The sequence below is a fragment of the Mesorhizobium sp. W050 genome (assembly GCF_054719535.1).
The window spans coordinates 5,074,188-5,086,553 of the sequence record NZ_JBTTIH010000001.1 but is presented as its reverse complement, the minus strand read 5'-3'; the positions used below and the strand labels follow the sequence as shown (position 1 = coordinate 5,086,553).

Genomic DNA, 12,366 nt, shown 5'->3' with positions numbered 1-12,366 from the left:
ATCACGATCAGGTCGACCGCCGCCGTCGGCTAAGGCGCCCTGAAACCCAAAAAAACGGGGCCCTGCGAAGGACAAGCAGGACCCCGGTGGTGTCGAAGACGGCTTCAAAAGAATGGCACCTCCTCGTGAGGTGGGGAAGGCAGACCGAGAAAGCCCGTCGCAGCCCGCCGTCATTCCCCGTTGCGTAAAGCCGTTACTTCGGCAACAGCACCTTGTTGACGACGTGGATGACGCCGTTCGACTGGTTGACGTCGGCGACCGTCACCTTGGCGGCGCCGCCGGACTCGTCGACGATGTAGAGCGAGCCGCCCTTGACCTCGGCGATCAGCGTGTCGCCGCTAACGGTCTTCATCTCATACTTGCCGCCCATCGCCTTGGCCTTGGTCATCATCTCCTTGGCCGAGATCTTGCCGGCCACGACATGGGCGGTCAGGATCTTGGTCAGCTTGTCCTTGTTTTCGGGCTTCACCAGCGTGGCGACGGTGCCGGGCGGCAGTTTCTTGAAGGCGGAATCGGTCGGCGCAAACACCGTGAAGGGTCCCGCGCTTTCCAGCGTGTCGACCAGGCCGGCGGCCTTGACGGCGGCAACAAGCGTCTTGTGGATCGGCGAGTTGAGGGCGTTCTCGACGATGTTCTTGGAGGTCAGCATCGCAGCGCCGCCAACGGCGGGATTGGCGAGCGTATAGGCCGTCGTAGCTGCGAGGCCCGATAGAGCCAGGCCGGCGGAAAAGCAGAATGCCTTGAGGATGGACTTTGCCATTGGAGAACCTTCTGGTGCGACAATTGTTGATTCGATTGTCGGGAAGAGTTACGCGGCGATTGCGGGAAAGTTTCGGTGCAGAGTAAAAAACGATAATGATAACAAATACTTAAAGGCGAATGCCCATTCCACGCGCCGCATCCCCGCGATGGACATGACGGGGTCACGGATCAAAAACAGCGGTCTTCGGATTAGAGCTGATCGGTGTTGATCGGCCTTGGCGGTACAAGCAGCAGCCACGCCGGTTGCACGCCGCAAGTTTCGCGCCTCACGGGAACGTGATGCGCGCCTCGTCCAAAAAAACCCCGGACGAGCCGGGGCTTTGATTGCCGGAATAGCGCCTTCTATTCAGCCGGCGAGGGTTTCTTTCGGAACAATGCCGTCAGATTGTCCCACAATTCGATCTTGGCGCCCTGGCGCTTCATGATCACGCCCTGCTGCAGGATCGACAGCGTGTTGTTCCAGGCCCAGTAGATGACGAGGCCGGCCGGGAAGCTGCCCATCATGAAGGTGAAGATCACCGGCATCCAGGTGAAGATCTGCGCCTGCGTCGGATCCGGCGGCGTCGGGTTCATGCGCATCTGCAGGAACATGGTGATGCCCATAACCACCGCCCAGGCGCCCATATGCGGCAGGAATGCCGGTGGCGCGAAGGGCAGCAGGCCGAACAGGTTGAAGACCGAGGTCGGATCGGGCGCGGCCAAATCCTGGATCCAGCCGAAGAACGGCGCGTGCCGCATCTCGATGGTGATGTAGAGCACCTTGTAGAGCGAGAAGAACACCGGGATCTGCAGCGCCACCGGCCAGCAGCCGGCGAGCGGATTGATCTTCTCGGTCTTGTACAGCTCCATCATCGCCTGTTGCTGCTTCATCTTGTCGTCCGCGTATTTCTCGCGGATCTCGAGCATCTTGGGCTGCACCTTCTTCATGTTCGCCATCGACGCATAGGATTTGTTGGCGAGCGGGAAGAAGAGGGTTTTGACGACGACCGTGGTGGCAAGGATGGCCAGGCCGAAATTGCCGAAGAATTTGTACAGCGTGTCGATCAGGTAGAACATCGGCTTGGTGATCCAGATGAACCACCCCCAATCGATCAGCCGGTCGAACAGCCTGATCTGCCGGTCCTGGGCGTAGGCGTTGATCTTGTTGACTTCCTTGGCGCCGGCGAAGATCTCGGTCTCCACCGTCGCCGACTGGCCGGCGGCAATGGTGATCGGGTCGGTGAGGAAGTCCGACTGGTAGCGCGGGCGGCCATTGTCGTAATAGGCATAGTGCGGCTGGAAGGGCTGCTTCTCGGTCGGCACCAGGGTGACCGCCCAGTATTTGTCGGTGATGCCAAGCCAGCCATCGGTCGATTTGCTCGGCGTATACAGCTTATTCTTCTCGATGTCGGCGTATTTGTGCTCCTGCAGGCCTTCCGTGCCGGTGACGCCGATCAGGCCTTCATGCAGCACATAGGAGCTGGCAATGGCTGGCTTGTCGAAACGGATGACGCGGCCGTAATTGGACAGCGTGACCGGGGCCGAGCCTGAATTCTGCACCGCATCGGAAACGGTAAACATGTAGTCGCCGTCGACGGAGATCGTGCGCTTGAAGGTCAGGCCCTTGTCGTTGGTGAAGGTCAGCGTCACTGGCGTCGCCGGCGTCAGAGTCGCATTGCCGTCGACGCTCCAGACCGTTTCCGGGCCCGGCACCGTGCCGGTCGTGTCGCTGCCGACAAAGCCGATCTCGGCATAATAGCCGGTGGGCAGCGCCTGCGGATTGAGCAGCTGGATCTGCGGCGATGTCTTGTCGACCGTCTCGGTATAGTGCTTGAGCTTTAGGTCGTCGAGACGCGCGCCGGCCAGGTTGATCGAGCCCGACAGGCTCGGCGTGTCGATGTTGACGCGGGCCGTCTTGGCCACTTCCTGCGCGCGGCCTTCCGGCGTCGTGACATAGGTGCCGGGCGCGTTTGGAATGGCGCCGGGCGCTGCGGGCGCCGGCGTGCCGCCGGGGTTGGCGGCCTCGGCCGCCTTCTTCTGCTCCGCCGCCCGCTGCTCTTCGATGCGGGCCGCCTCGCGCTGCTGTTCGCTGCGCGGCAGCACATAGAAATATTGCCACAGCCCGAGGATCAGCACCGACAAGACGATGGTGATGTAGAAGTTCCGGTTGTTTTCCATCGAAAGCCCTTGGCCTATCGTGTTCCGCTGAGACGGCGGGAGAGTTCGGCCTTCAACTGGCCGAACGGAATGGTGAGCACGTCTTCACGCCCGACGATGACATAGTCATTGCCGGGCGCCATGTCACTTGCGGCATGGGTGCGCACGGCTTCTTTCAGCCGCCGCCTGACGCGGTTGCGGACAACCGCATTGCCGACCTTCTTGGTGACGGTGAAGCCGACGCGCGGCGGCAGGCCGTCATTGCGGTCGAGAACTTCGACGAGAAAAAGCCGCCCGCGCCGCTTTTCACCGCGGCGGACGGCCAGGAATTCCGCACGTTTCAGAAGCCGCTTGGGGTTTGGTCCCACTGGCTTGCCGGTTGCGGGCAACGATCTCGTCTTCCGTTCAGGCGCTGAGCCGCTTGCGGCCGCGGTTGCGGCGAGCTGCGACGACGCCGCGACCACCCTTGGTGGCCATGCGAGCACGGAAACCGTGCCGGCGTTTGCGGACGAGTTTGGACGGTTGGTAGGTACGCTTCATTTGTTTTAATACCGCGGGGTGCGGCCCTTCTTGATTCTGTCACTGTGTAACAGGAGCTTTGCCGGGCCGGCATTGGCGCGATCGAAACCGCGCCGGGACGAATGGCCCGAGCGTGAGCGGCTTATAGAAAGAAGGGTTTTGGGAGTCAATCCAGCGCGAACTATGAGTTCGTCGCAGCGCGAACACCCAGTTCGAGGCGGTCTTTTATTGCTGGCACCATCGTCCAACGAAGGATGAAATTGGCAAAAAAGCCGCAATCGCCTAATCTCAACCGATCAAGCGTTTGTGAAGACAGGCCTTAATGAGCGAAGTTGCATCAGCGGATGAAGGGAGCGGCCCGGCGACAGCCGATGCCAGCCCGGCGACCGTTCGCCCGGTTGCGAGCCGTTCGGTGCCCAATCGTTCAGTGCCCTTGGCGCGCGGCCTGTCGACCAAGCTGCTCTTGCTCACCATTGTCTTCGTGCTCCTGGCCGAAGTCCTCATTTTCCTGCCCTGGATCGCCAGCTACCGCCTGGCCTGGCTGAAGGAGCGGCTAAGCACCGCCGCCGCGGTGTCGATCGTGCTGGTGCAGGGCGAGCCCAATTCGCTCTCCCGCGCCGCCCAGAACGACGTGCTGATGGCAATCGGCGCCAAGGCGATCGCGGTGCGCGACGGCGGCGTGTCGCGCCTGCTGGTGGTGGCCGAGATGCCGCCGCAGGTCGACGAGCATATCGATATCGCCAATGTCGGCATGATCAAGGGCATGACCGGGGCGCTGGATACGCTGTTCTTCGGCGGCAAGCGCATGCTCAGGGTGTTCGGCCCGGTCGGCGACAGCGACAAGGAATTCGAGCTGATCATGCCCGACTATTCCCTGCGCAACGCCATGCTGCGCTATTCGCGCAACGTCGCCTTCGTCTCGCTGCTGATCTCGCTGTTCACCGCAATGCTGGTCTATGCCGCGATCGACCTGATCATGATCGGCCCGATCCGCACCATGACGCGCTCGATGCTGTCCTTTTCCGAGGCGCCCGACGATCCAGGGCGCATCATCCACCCGGCCGCCCGTGCCGACGAGATCGGCGTTGCCGAGCGCGAACTGTCGCAGATGCAGGAACGGCTGCAAAAGATGCTGTCGGAGCAGAAGCACCTTGCCGACCTTGGCCTCGCCGTCTCCAAGATCAACCACGACATGCGCAACATCCTGGCCTCGGCGCAGCTGATGTCGGACCGCTTGCGCCTGGTCAAGGACCCGACGGTGCAGGCCTTCGCGCCAAAGCTGTTGCGCGCGCTCGACCGAGCCGTTTCCTATTCCGAAGGCGTGCTCCACTATGGTCGCACGCAGGAGCCGGCGCCCTCACGCCGCCGCTTGCGGCTGCGCCAGCTGGTCGACGACGTCCACGGCCTGCTCGACATCGAGGACGGCATCGAGTTCGTCAATGCCGTCGAGCTCGCTTTCGAGGTCGATGCCGATTCCGACCAGCTGTTTCGCGTGCTCACCAATCTGTGCCGCAATGCGGTGCAGGCGATGGCGGCCGACGCCGAGAGCGCGCTGGTGCGCCGGCTCGCCGTATCGGCCGAGCGCATAGGCAGCGTAAGCCGCATCATTGTCACCGACACCGGTCCCGGCCTGCCGGCGAAGGCGCGAGAAAACCTGTTCGCGGCGTTTCGCGGCTCGGCCCGCAGCGGCGGCACCGGCCTTGGCCTGGCCATCGCGCACGAACTGATCCGCGCCCATGGCGGCACGGTGGAGCTGGTCGAATCGATCGGCGGCCGCACCACCTTCGCCGTCACCATCCCCGACCAGCCGGTCCGCCTCGACCAGGCCCGCAACGGCCTGCGCCGCCCTGCCTGAGCTGTATTTAATATTCAGCCGAAGCCGGACTGAGCTGAATCTCAGCACCCCTTGATCGGCACCGTCGAAAGCAGCTGCGACAAAACTTTTGCCGGATTGGCTTGCTTTTCGGAAATTCAGTCGCTAGGGAACACGTCTTGTCGCGGCCGGTCGTCAGGATCGGTTAGCGGGGCTATGTAAAGCATGGCCTGTTGCGCGCCCGTAGCTCAGCTGGATAGAGCACCAGACTACGAATCTGGGGGTCAGGAGTTCGAATCTCTTCGGGCGCGCCATTCCCGCCGAAACTGTGATTTCCTGCGATCCGCTAGCCGGTCTTGGGCTCGCATATGAAGAGCATGTTGCTGAGCACCGCCTCATTCGAGTACTGGAGAACTGGACGCCGCCTATTCCGGGCTTCTTCATTTATTACCCCAGTCGTCAGCCTGACTGCGCTATAAACGCGCTGCGATGTTCTTGAAATGGTCCGGTACGCGGCGACTGTTATCTGGGCGCGGCGACGCGGAACGCTCGCTCGCGCCGCCGCGCAGCAGGCTCACTTTTCTTCCGCTTTCCCGGATCAGGGCCCAATCGGCCTCGCCCCAGCCAGATACCGCTCATTGTCGAACGGCTCGGCGTGGGTGCTGTCCGGGCTCCACATGTGGCGGTGGGTCTCCGTCAGATTGCCGAGATAGACATGCAGTGCGCCCGAGCGGGCGCTGCCGGTGTTGGCGACCGCATGCACCGTATCCGGGTTAATATGCACCACCGCGGGCGCCGCGATGTCGTGGCGTTCCGGCGCATCGATCTCGCTGCCGTCGACGGGATAGATGAAGTTGGTCTCGCTGCCCTTGTAGATGCCGATCAGCGCATCCATCAGATGGTTGTGCGGCGGGTACTGCAGGCCGGGCGACAGCGTGATGTGGTAGATGGTCAAGTCAGGGCTGGCATGCAGCAGCACCTCATCGTCGTCTTCCTCATGCGCGAGCACGCCTGATGCATGGAAGCGATCGGTGTGTTCGCGCAGCACCGCCTTGACCCGTTCGAAGGCATGAGCACCTTTGGCTGCGTTGACGATATCGGAGGTTACGGCGTAGAGAGGCGAGTTGGCGGCAAGAGACATTTGTCGTCATCTCCATTGGGAAGCTCAACCAATACAACTGAGATGCTCAGGTTAGCGAATGCCGGCAGACCCGTCAACCGGATGGTCGAACGGGCAAGCAGACTACGCGGGCAGACCACGCGGGCAGACCACACGGGCAGGCAGATATGGCTCCTCCGAAATCAGTGTCACCGTCCGCCGTCAAGGCGCCGTCGACCGCCGACATATTGCGCAGCGAGGAAGCTTATGAGCAGCTGAAGAGCGACATCGTCGCCTGCGTCCTGCAACCCGGCGAAAGCCTGACCGAAAAGCAGATCGGCGACCGCTACCAGATCAGAAAGGCGACGATCCGCTCGGCTTTGGCCCGCCTGACGCAGGAAGGGCTGATCAAGAGCGAGCCGCGCCGCGGCTATGTCATCGCACCGCTTAGCCTGCGCGACGTCAACGAGATCTTCGACGTCCGCAGCCTAATCGAACCGGAAGTGTTCCGGGTGGCCGCGGCAAACCTCACCGAACGCGGGCTCGACGACATCAGGCTGGCGGCGCAGAAGGTGCTGAAGCCGGAGACGCTGCGCAGCCATGTCGCCTTTCTGGCGGCCGACCGCGCCTTTCGCCTGGCCCTGGCCGAACTCTCCGGCAATCTGCGGCTGGTTCGCCTGCTCGACCAAACGCTCGACCAGTCGGAGCGTGTCCTCCATCTCGGCTTCAAATCGCGCGACTTCACGCAAGCGATCATCGGCCAGCAGAAGGAGTTGGTGCTTGCCTGCGAGCTGGCCGAGGTCTCGGCCATCGCAAAGCTTGCCCGCTCGCAGTGCCTGTCGCTCAAGAAGCAGGTGCTCGAGACCTTGCTCGCCGGCTCCAAGCTGCAGGACGCCAATTTGCAAAGCTTCGCCTGAGGCGCGAAGCCTGCGCTCTCTGGCCGATGCTTACCCGTCGATGAAGCGGATGTCCGCATCGGCAAGGCAATAGGGCGCGTAGCGGAAATCGCGGATATGGCTGACCTTTCCATCCTGCCAGTCGACCAGCATGAAGCCGCGCACGGCGTCATCTCCCGCTTGCGGGTTGCGGATCAGGATGGCCGGCCTGCCGTCGACGAAGCCGAGCGACAGCGCCCAATCCTGGACACGGTCGTAATTGCCGAAATAGTTGGAAACCTGCGCTTTGCCGCGCATGCGGGTGCGGTTGACGACTTCAAGCTGGATATCCTCGGCGATCAACGCGCGCACGGCGTCGAAGTCGCGCGCGTTGAACAGGTCGACATAGCGGCGCAGGCGCCGCTCGTCGTTGATGTCGAGTTTTGGGGCAGGCGCCTGCTCCTCCTGTGAGGCCAGCAGGCGCAGCTGCGACCGCCCGCGATGCAGCGCCGCCTGGGTCGCGGCCAGTGTCGCGCCGGACACTTCGCAGGTTTCGTGCAGGCTGAGGCCAAGCACGTCGACAAGGATCACGGCGCTGCGCTGCACTGTTGCCAGCTGCATGAAGCTTCGCAGGCTGGCGGCGGTGGCGAGCCTCGCATCGGCGCTTGCGGAGGGGTCTTCGATCGTCGTCATGTCGGTCTCGCTCATGCGCGCCTGCTCCCGCTGGCGCCGGCGCAGATGATCCTGCGCGGCATTGTGGGCTATGCGGAACAGCCATTGCTCCGGACGCTCGACGGCGGCGTCGCCGTCGATGGCCTGCAGTGCCTTGATCAGTGTCTCCTGGACGATGTCCTCGCCATCGATCACCGAGCCGGCCATGCGGGCGCAGTAGCGGTGCAGCTTCGGTCGCAAGGAGCCGAGCATCGCCTCCAGGGCCACGCGGTCGAGTTTTGCTGTGTTCATCCTGTCCGTTCCCAAGATGCCGGTCTTTGCATTCAAGCCGGCACGACCTCGCCGGCCAGCATACGATAATTGCCGACGATCTTTGCCGGCGATCTGGCAAGCGGCGTCGAGCGGCGCCCGGCATGATCGGCGCTGAAGGCCTTGAAGGCTGCGAGCCCGGTCAGGCCGTCGCCATCCTGGCTGACAAGATGGATGAACTCGCCATTCTCCAGTTCCAGGACGAGGTAGCGCACGGATTGCGGTTTCGTGTCGTCGAGCGCCTCGAACACCTGTGCAACCAGCATACGGTTCTCGGCGATGCTTTCGTCCCTCACGCCGTAGCGGATGAGATTGTAGCCCATTGTCGTCTCCTGTTTTTCAACTCTGCACAGAGAAGACGTTTCGCGGCCTCGAAAAGATTCGTCGCCCGGCGAATCTTTTCGATCGTCCGGATCGTCTTTCCCGTCGACGGCTGCGCGGCAGCCGTCCAGGAGCAGGAGAGACCCATCATGCACATCCAGTTTGCCGAATTGCCGGTGTTCGACCAGGACCGCGCCAAGGCCTTCTACACCGGACATCTTGCTTGCCAGGTGGCGGAGGACCAGCTGATGGGCGACAGCGGCTGGCGCTGGATCGAGCTGACATTTCCCGGCGCCGTCACCAATTTGCATTTCGTCAAACGCCCCGATGACACGCCGGGCACTGAGCCCGTGCTGGTGCTCGTTGATGGCGATGTCGAGGCAACGGTCGCGGGCCTGAAGGCGCGCGGCGTCGAAATCATCACCGAGCCGCAGGAAGCGCCTTGGCAGCCGGGCCGCACGGTCGCCGAATTCCGCGACAGCGAGGGCAACCGCATGGTTGTCGCCAGCAAATGAGCGACACGCACCAGACCGAATTCCCAGAACCAACAGGAGAAATGGACATGACCCCTCAATCGTCGACGCTGAAAGTACCGGGCGCGAGCCTCTATTATGAGATGCGCGGTTCCGGCCCCGTGCTGTTGATCATCCCCGGCGGACCGCAGGACGCCGGCGTCTTCGCCGATGTCGCGGGCTACGTCGCCGACCGCTACACGGTGGTCGCCTATGATCCGCGCGGCAATTCGCGCAGCACCTTCGACGGAGAGCCGCAAGAGCAGGACCTCAATGTCCATGGCGACGATGCCGCGCGATTGATCGAGGCGCTTGGCGCCGGACCGGCCTATGTGTTCGGCACCAGCGGCGGCGCCCAGATCGGGCTCAACCTCGCCGCCCGCCATCCCGGCCGGGTTCGTGCGCTGGTGGCGCATGAGCCGCCCAGCATGATGCTGCTCGACGACCCGTCGCCGTCACTGGCCGGCATGCGCGACCTGCACGACACCTATCGCAGCCAGGGCGTCGAGGCGGCGATGCAGAAATTCTTCAGCGAGAACAGCCTGTCGGAAGGGCCGGGCCAGGATGAAGCCGGACCGCACGAGCCGCAAGACGGACCGCCTTCGTTCGAACCGTCGCCCGAGGAGGCCGAGACCTTTGCCAGGGTCAGCGGCAATTTCGAATACTGGCTGGCGCATGGCGTCATGCCGCTGTCGCTCTACCGTCCTGATATCGAGGCGCTGCGCGGCCGCCCGGTCGTGGTCGGCATAGGCGAAGAGTCCATCGGCCAGCCGATCGACGGCATGGGCAAGGCGCTGGCCGACAGGCTCGGCAGCAAGCGCGCCGCCTTCCCCGGCGACCATATGGGCTTTGCGCCCTATCCCGACCGCTTCGCCGAGACCTTGCACCTGACGCTCAGAGGCGCGTGAGATCGTCAGTCCAATAGGAAAGGAGCGTCCGCATGCACAATGCGGACGCCCTTCTCCCATGAAATTACCGGCTAAGATTGCTGTATCAGACGGCCTCCCAGCCTTCCTTGCCACCGGCGCGGAAGATGGCGTCAATGACCTTCTGGTTGAGTACGGACTCCTCCAGCGTGAAGACACGCTCCTTGCCGCCCTGTGCCGCCCTGGCAAACGTCTCGACCTCGCGCCGGTACTGTTGCGTGCCGGGAAAGCGGAACACCTGCGCCTCCGTATGGTTCTGGTTGTGCAATTCGATGCGGTGATGGTCGTAGAGCCCGGCATTGAATGGCGAGAACACCTCGATGAAACCCTTCTCGCCGTGGAACACCATCACCTGCCGCGCCGCCATCTGCGTCGACAGATAGAAGGACAGTTCGAAATCGCCGAAATCGGCGCGGATCGAGGAATAGATGTCGGTGCCGAATTTCTTGTCGCGCTCGATCGTCGCCTGCACGCGCAGCGGCTCCTTGCCGCTCGAAAACCGCGTCGACACCGTCGGATAGACGCCGATATCAGGCAGCGCGCCGCCGCCGAGATCGAGCTGGTTGCGCATGTTGGTGGGATCGACATTGTAATAGGAGAAGGCGCCCTGCACATGGCGCAGCCGGCCGATGGCGCCATCGGCGATGAGATCGCGCACCTTGATCCATTGCGGGTGGTAGATGACCATGAAGGCCTCGCAGACCAGCACCTTCTTCTGGTCGCGCAGCTTGATCAGCGGCGCGATGTCCTTGGCGTCGAGCGCCAGCGGCTTCTCCACCAGCACATGTTTTCCCGCTTCGATGGCCTTGGCCGTCCATTCGACATGCTGCGAGGTCGGCAGCGGGATGTAGACGCCGTCGACGTCTTTCGAAGCGAGAAGCTCCTCATACGAACCAAAGGCATGCCTGGCGCCGAACCGCTCGCCCAGGGCCTCGGCCTTCGACAGGTCGCGGCTGGCGATCGCGGACAAAACGCCATTCTCGGCCTCGACGATTGCCGGCAACAATTGCTCGCGGCCGATCTTGGCCGTCGACAAAACACCCCATCGGAACATCAGGCTTCTCCTATCGATTTACAGGCGAGGAGGTTTGCCCGAAATTGCGGGAAAAGCCAATGCGGATCGCTGGTCCTGCTAGCCTCGCTTGCCCGTCAGCGTCATGTCGAAATTGACGATATTCGAATAGATCGGCGTGCCGACATCCATGCCGTACCGGGAGCGCAGCACCTTGCCGGTGACGTGGAATTTAATGACGCCGCCCTTCAGCCCGCCGAGCTCGGCAGTGAACTTTTCCGCAAACGTCTTGCCGCGCGCCGTCAGCCGGCCGCTGACCAGCGCCGTGGTGTCGCTGGTTCGGGTTACGCTGGTCGAGCGGAACTGGATTTCGGGGCTGTTGGCCACGTCGAACACCGCATCGGAGCGCAGGAAGGCGTCGATGCGGCCCTGGCCGGTGCCGACGCTTTCGGGATAGATGGTGAAGTTGACCGCGGAACGGCCGACATCGCTGTTGTCGATGCGGATGGAGCCCTTGAAGCGGCCAAAGGCGCCGTCGAGGCCGCCGCCACCGACCTTGCCGATGGAGAAGCGAATGCTGGAGCTGGCCGGGTTGACCGTGTAGCTGCCGGCGGCGTCGCCGAGGTCCACAGCGGCGGAGACAGGCATGGCAAGGCAAGCGGCAACAGCCGCCAATCCGAAGATGCGCGCATACATGGGTTTTGTCCTTCTGGGGCAGGCGAAGTGTTGCGCCCTCACTCCAATGAACGAATGCGCGGCGCGCGCTATTCCATGTCCTGATCTGACGAAGGCGTGATCATGCGCGTGAGCACGCTGTCGCGCAGCCAGAAATGATGCCGCAGCGCCGCCAGCGCATGCAGCGCAACCAAGGCAATGCCGGCATAGGCGAGATACCAGTGTGCTACCGCCCAGAAGTTTTCCGCCGCATCGGACACGCCGAGCGGCAGGTTCGGCATCACGAAAAGGTTGAACGGCATGCTGGGGATCTCCAGCATCGACACCGAAACCAGTGCCCAGCCGGACAGCGGCACCGCGAGCTGGAAGCCATAAAGTGCCAGATGCGCCAGCGGCGCCGTCCGACGCTCCAGGCCTCCGACCGAGGCCGGCAAGGCCGGGGCCGCGTTGCCGAGCCGCCAGGCAATGCGCAGGATGAGGAGGCCGAGCAGCAGGAAGCCGAAGGATTTGTGCAGCTGGATCAGCTCGAAGGCGGTGCGCTGGCTGGTCAACCGCACCATGATGAAGCCGAGCATGAACTGGCCGATGAACAGGATGCCGATCAGCCAGTGGAGGACGATCGCCGCCCAGCCGTAGCGGGTTGAGTTGTTGGTGATGAATGCCGGCATGGCTGGTGAACGAATGGCAGCTGGGCTTTCTTCCACCCTCCCCCTTGTGGGGAGGGTCGGCGCGAAG

General features: G+C 63.0%; 14 protein-coding genes, 1 tRNA gene and 1 pseudogene. 6 read left to right on the top strand and 10 right to left on the bottom strand.

Annotation, left to right across the window (positions count from 1 at the left end):
* Window positions 1-193: 193 nt before the first annotated feature.
* The 4 genes from ACYG9Y_RS24470 to rpmH all read right to left on the bottom strand — a co-directional run bounded on the left by ACYG9Y_RS24470 (window position 194) and on the right by rpmH (window position 3,438).
* Window positions 194-760 carry a fasciclin domain-containing protein gene (locus ACYG9Y_RS24470; protein ID WP_023739771.1) on the bottom strand — a complete coding sequence of 189 codons (567 nt, stop codon included), beginning with the start codon at window positions 758-760 and terminating at the stop codon, window positions 194-196.
* A 344-nt stretch (window positions 761-1,104) separates the two neighbouring features.
* A complete protein-coding gene (gene yidC, locus ACYG9Y_RS24465; RefSeq protein ID WP_023739770.1) occupies window positions 1,105-2,919 on the bottom strand; it encodes a membrane protein insertase YidC in 1,815 nt (604 codons plus the stop codon).
* 14 nt (window positions 2,920-2,933) lie between these two features.
* Window positions 2,934-3,287: a ribonuclease P protein component gene (rnpA, locus tag ACYG9Y_RS24460; RefSeq protein ID WP_023672264.1), complete on the bottom strand. Its 354-nt coding sequence runs from the start codon at window positions 3,285-3,287 to the stop codon at window positions 2,934-2,936.
* Between the two features lie 16 nt (window positions 3,288-3,303).
* Window positions 3,304-3,438 (bottom strand): 50S ribosomal protein L34, encoded by a 135-nt coding sequence (gene rpmH / locus ACYG9Y_RS24455; protein ID WP_008833937.1) that lies wholly within the window; start codon window positions 3,436-3,438, stop codon window positions 3,304-3,306.
* Window positions 3,439-3,739: 301 nt separating this feature from the next.
* Here rpmH and ACYG9Y_RS24450 point away from each other — a divergent pair, with 301 nt between their 5' ends.
* From ACYG9Y_RS24450 to ACYG9Y_RS24440, 3 genes and pseudogenes are all read left to right on the top strand, one after another.
* On the top strand, window positions 3,740-5,272 hold the full coding sequence (locus ACYG9Y_RS24450) for an ATP-binding protein (RefSeq protein WP_023672265.1): 1,533 nt from the start codon (window positions 3,740-3,742) through the stop codon (window positions 5,270-5,272).
* 195 nt (window positions 5,273-5,467) lie between these two features.
* Window positions 5,468-5,544: transfer RNA gene (locus ACYG9Y_RS24445), tRNA-Arg, on the top strand.
* Window positions 5,545-5,576: 32 nt separating this feature from the next.
* A pseudogene (locus ACYG9Y_RS24440) lies at window positions 5,577-5,729 on the top strand (LysR family transcriptional regulator); the annotation flags it as partial.
* Between the two features lie 99 nt (window positions 5,730-5,828).
* Here the strand turns inward: ACYG9Y_RS24440 and ACYG9Y_RS24435 are convergent.
* Complete coding sequence (locus ACYG9Y_RS24435) at window positions 5,829-6,371, bottom strand: autotransporter (RefSeq protein ID WP_023739769.1); 543 nt, start codon at window positions 6,369-6,371, stop codon at window positions 5,829-5,831.
* A gap of 146 nt (window positions 6,372-6,517) precedes the next feature.
* Between ACYG9Y_RS24435 and ACYG9Y_RS24430 the strand changes: the two genes are divergently transcribed.
* Complete coding sequence (locus ACYG9Y_RS24430) at window positions 6,518-7,246, top strand: GntR family transcriptional regulator (protein ID WP_031198350.1); 729 nt, start codon at window positions 6,518-6,520, stop codon at window positions 7,244-7,246.
* Between the two features lie 30 nt (window positions 7,247-7,276).
* Here ACYG9Y_RS24430 and ACYG9Y_RS24425 read toward each other — a convergent pair whose 3' ends face one another.
* Both ACYG9Y_RS24425 and ACYG9Y_RS24420 read right to left on the bottom strand, forming a co-directional pair.
* Entirely contained in the window at window positions 7,277-8,167 is an 891-nt protein-coding gene (locus ACYG9Y_RS24425) for a sigma-70 family RNA polymerase sigma factor (RefSeq protein WP_023739768.1), read from the bottom strand.
* A 32-nt stretch (window positions 8,168-8,199) separates the two neighbouring features.
* Window positions 8,200-8,508 (bottom strand): hypothetical protein, encoded by a 309-nt coding sequence (locus tag ACYG9Y_RS24420; protein ID WP_023739767.1) that lies wholly within the window; start codon window positions 8,506-8,508, stop codon window positions 8,200-8,202.
* Window positions 8,509-8,655: 147 nt separating this feature from the next.
* Between ACYG9Y_RS24420 and ACYG9Y_RS24415 the strand changes: the two genes are divergently transcribed.
* Window positions 8,656-9,021 (top strand): VOC family protein, encoded by a 366-nt coding sequence (locus ACYG9Y_RS24415; protein ID WP_023672270.1) that lies wholly within the window; start codon window positions 8,656-8,658, stop codon window positions 9,019-9,021.
* Between the two features lie 47 nt (window positions 9,022-9,068).
* Window positions 9,069-9,926, top strand: coding sequence for an alpha/beta hydrolase (locus ACYG9Y_RS24410; protein ID WP_245260482.1), 858 nt, complete (start codon window positions 9,069-9,071; stop codon window positions 9,924-9,926).
* A gap of 85 nt (window positions 9,927-10,011) precedes the next feature.
* Here the strand turns inward: ACYG9Y_RS24410 and ACYG9Y_RS24405 are convergent, their stop codons facing one another.
* The 3 genes from ACYG9Y_RS24405 to ACYG9Y_RS24395 form a co-directional block, all read right to left on the bottom strand.
* Complete coding sequence (locus ACYG9Y_RS24405) at window positions 10,012-10,998, bottom strand: Gfo/Idh/MocA family protein (protein ID WP_023714484.1); 987 nt, start codon at window positions 10,996-10,998, stop codon at window positions 10,012-10,014.
* A gap of 78 nt (window positions 10,999-11,076) precedes the next feature.
* Window positions 11,077-11,652, bottom strand: coding sequence for a YceI family protein (locus ACYG9Y_RS24400; RefSeq protein WP_023681381.1), 576 nt, complete (start codon window positions 11,650-11,652; stop codon window positions 11,077-11,079).
* Window positions 11,653-11,720: 68 nt separating this feature from the next.
* On the bottom strand, window positions 11,721-12,299 hold the full coding sequence (locus ACYG9Y_RS24395) for a cytochrome b (protein ID WP_023687445.1): 579 nt from the start codon (window positions 12,297-12,299) through the stop codon (window positions 11,721-11,723).
* Window positions 12,300-12,366 lie beyond the last annotated feature (67 nt).

Bases quoted from the DNA above. Each gene is read 5' to 3' on its own strand.
- ACYG9Y_RS24425 (WP_023739768.1), bottom strand. From the start codon at position 8,167: ATGAACACAGCAAAACTCGACCGCGTGGCCCTGGAGGCGATGCTCGGC.
- ACYG9Y_RS24400 (WP_023681381.1), bottom strand. From the start codon at position 11,652: ATGTATGCGCGCATCTTCGGATTGGCGGCTGTTGCCGCTTGCCTTGCC.
- ACYG9Y_RS24415 (WP_023672270.1), top strand. From the start codon at position 8,656: ATGCACATCCAGTTTGCCGAATTGCCGGTGTTCGACCAGGACCGCGCC.
- ACYG9Y_RS24435 (WP_023739769.1), bottom strand. From the start codon at position 6,371: ATGTCTCTTGCCGCCAACTCGCCTCTCTACGCCGTAACCTCCGATATC.
- ACYG9Y_RS24420 (WP_023739767.1), bottom strand. From the start codon at position 8,508: ATGGGCTACAATCTCATCCGCTACGGCGTGAGGGACGAAAGCATCGCC.
- ACYG9Y_RS24395 (WP_023687445.1), bottom strand. From the start codon at position 12,299: ATGCCGGCATTCATCACCAACAACTCAACCCGCTACGGCTGGGCGGCG.
- rpmH (WP_008833937.1), bottom strand. From the start codon at position 3,438: ATGAAGCGTACCTACCAACCGTCCAAACTCGTCCGCAAACGCCGGCAC.
- ACYG9Y_RS24470 (WP_023739771.1), bottom strand. From the start codon at position 760: ATGGCAAAGTCCATCCTCAAGGCATTCTGCTTTTCCGCCGGCCTGGCT.
- yidC (WP_023739770.1), bottom strand. From the start codon at position 2,919: ATGGAAAACAACCGGAACTTCTACATCACCATCGTCTTGTCGGTGCTG.
- ACYG9Y_RS24405 (WP_023714484.1), bottom strand. From the start codon at position 10,998: ATGTTCCGATGGGGTGTTTTGTCGACGGCCAAGATCGGCCGCGAGCAA.
- ACYG9Y_RS24430 (WP_031198350.1), top strand. From the start codon at position 6,518: ATGGCTCCTCCGAAATCAGTGTCACCGTCCGCCGTCAAGGCGCCGTCG.
- ACYG9Y_RS24410 (WP_245260482.1), top strand. From the start codon at position 9,069: ATGACCCCTCAATCGTCGACGCTGAAAGTACCGGGCGCGAGCCTCTAT.
- ACYG9Y_RS24450 (WP_023672265.1), top strand. From the start codon at position 3,740: ATGAGCGAAGTTGCATCAGCGGATGAAGGGAGCGGCCCGGCGACAGCC.